This window comes from Pantoea sp. AS142, assembly GCF_037152305.1.
In the GTDB taxonomy this organism is placed as follows: domain Bacteria; phylum Pseudomonadota; class Gammaproteobacteria; order Enterobacterales; family Enterobacteriaceae; genus Pantoea.
In genome coordinates this window covers 1-223 of the sequence record NZ_JBBCMO010000043.1, presented here as the reverse complement: position 1 = coordinate 223, position 223 = coordinate 1, and the positions used below count along the sequence as shown (strand labels likewise).

Below are 223 nucleotides of genomic sequence, written 5' to 3'. Positions count from 1 at the left end.
CCCCCCCCCCCCCCCCCCCCCCCCCCCCCCCCCCCCCCCCCCCCCCCCCCCCCCCCCCCCCCCCCCCCCCCCCCCCCCCCCCCCCCCCCCCCCCCCCCCCCCCCCCCCCCCACCCCCCCCCCCCCCCCCCCCCCCCCCCCCCCCCCCCCCCCCCCCCCCCCCCCCCCCCCCCCCCCCCCCCCCCCCCCCCCCCCCCCCCCCCCCCCCCCCCCCCCCCCCCCCC

1 protein-coding gene is annotated in these 223 nt (G+C 99.6%); it reads right to left on the bottom strand.

Annotated elements, in window-relative coordinates; genetic code table 11:
* Positions 1 to 223: hypothetical protein (locus WFO64_RS22660; RefSeq protein WP_031446339.1), on the bottom strand; the 223-nt coding region annotated here is incomplete at both ends.